The sequence below is a fragment of the Paracoccus shandongensis genome (genome assembly GCF_017315735.1).
Lineage (GTDB): Bacteria > Pseudomonadota > Alphaproteobacteria > Rhodobacterales > Rhodobacteraceae > Paracoccus > Paracoccus shandongensis.
Map to the genome: position 1 here is coordinate 1 of NZ_JAFLRK010000078.1, position 1,278 is coordinate 1,278.

General features: G+C 76.1%; 2 protein-coding genes. Both read right to left on the minus strand.

What is annotated here, in order from left to right:
- A partial coding sequence (locus tag JX613_RS20230) for an ATP-binding protein (RefSeq protein WP_207103163.1) occupies nucleotides 1–974 on the minus strand: 974 nt, incomplete at its 3' end.
- On the minus strand, nucleotides 971–1,278 hold a 308-nt coding region (locus tag JX613_RS19670; protein WP_207103164.1), incomplete at its 5' end, for a winged helix-turn-helix domain-containing protein. The genes JX613_RS19670 and JX613_RS20230, both read right to left, overlap by 4 nt.

Below are 1,278 nucleotides of genomic sequence, written 5' to 3' on the forward strand. Positions count from 1 at the left end.
CCCTGGGGCGTGCGGCGCAGGACTGCCGCGACCGAACGCGCGACCTCGACCGCGTCGCACAGGGCGCGGCCCGCGTCGCTGGCCAGCCGCGCCCGGGCCAGTTCGCGGTCCACATGGGCGTGCATGGTGCGGGCGATCTCCTCGATGCCCGACGCGGCGTCGGACAGCCCCTGCCTGCGCAGCCGCGCGGCCTCGCCCAGCAGGGCCTGCAGGGGGGTCTTCAGCCCATGCGCCAGGTCGCCCGCCCGCAGCCGCGCGCGCTCAAGCTCGGCCTCGCGGTTGTCCAGAAGGGCGTCGATCTGGCGGGCGAGCGGCAGCACCTCGGCGGGCATGTCCGCGCCGATGCGGCCTTCGCGTTCGCGCTCCAGCGCCGCCACGCGGTCCCGGATGGCCGACAGCGGGCGCAGGGCCACGGTCACGGCCACCCCCAGCGTCGTCACCAGCGCCAGGCCCAGAAGCGTCAGATAGGGGGCCAGGTCGCGCAGGAATGCCGCCCGCGCGCCTTCCAGGTCGGCCCGGTCCATGGTGACGGCGATGCGCAGCGGCAGATCGCCCCCTGGCGTGGCCAGGCTGATGCGGCGCACCAGGACCAGAAGCGGCTCTCCCAGCGGGCCGGTCAGTTCGCCCTGCCAGGTGCGGTCCGCGCCGGGGGGCAGGGCCAGGACGTGATCCCACAGCGACCGGGACCGCAGCCGGGCGGCGGGGGCCTCGATCTGCCAGTAATGGCCGGAAAAGGGGCGCTGATACAGCGGGTCGCGCGGCGGGGCGGGCATGGCAAGGGCGCCGTCCGCGCCGATCTCGGCGGCCGAGGCCAGGTGTTCCAGCCGGTCCGACAGCTCGCCCGCCGCGACGCGTTCGACATGGCGGTCGAACAGCAGGGCCAGGCCCCCCGCCGCCAGCAGCAGGGCCAGCGCGATGCCCGCCGCCCCCGCCACCAGCAGGCGCAGCCGGATGGATCCGCGCCGCGCCCTCACCCGCCCGCCAGAAGATATCCGAAGCCGCGCCGCGTCTCGATCACGCCCGGGCCCAGCTTGCGGCGCAGGCGCGCCACCAGGGCCTCCAGCGCGTTCTGTTCGCGCGAATCATCATCGCCGTGCAGGTGTTCCAGCAGTTCGTGGGGCGGCACCGGGCGGTCGCGGTTCAGCGCCAGATAGGCCAGGCAGCGGAATTCCAGCGGCGTCAGCGCGACGGGGCGGCCGTGCAGCGTGGCCGTCTGGCGCGTCAGGTCCAGCGCCAGCGCGCCCGCCACCTCGACCGGGGCGGCGCGGCCCGCGGCGC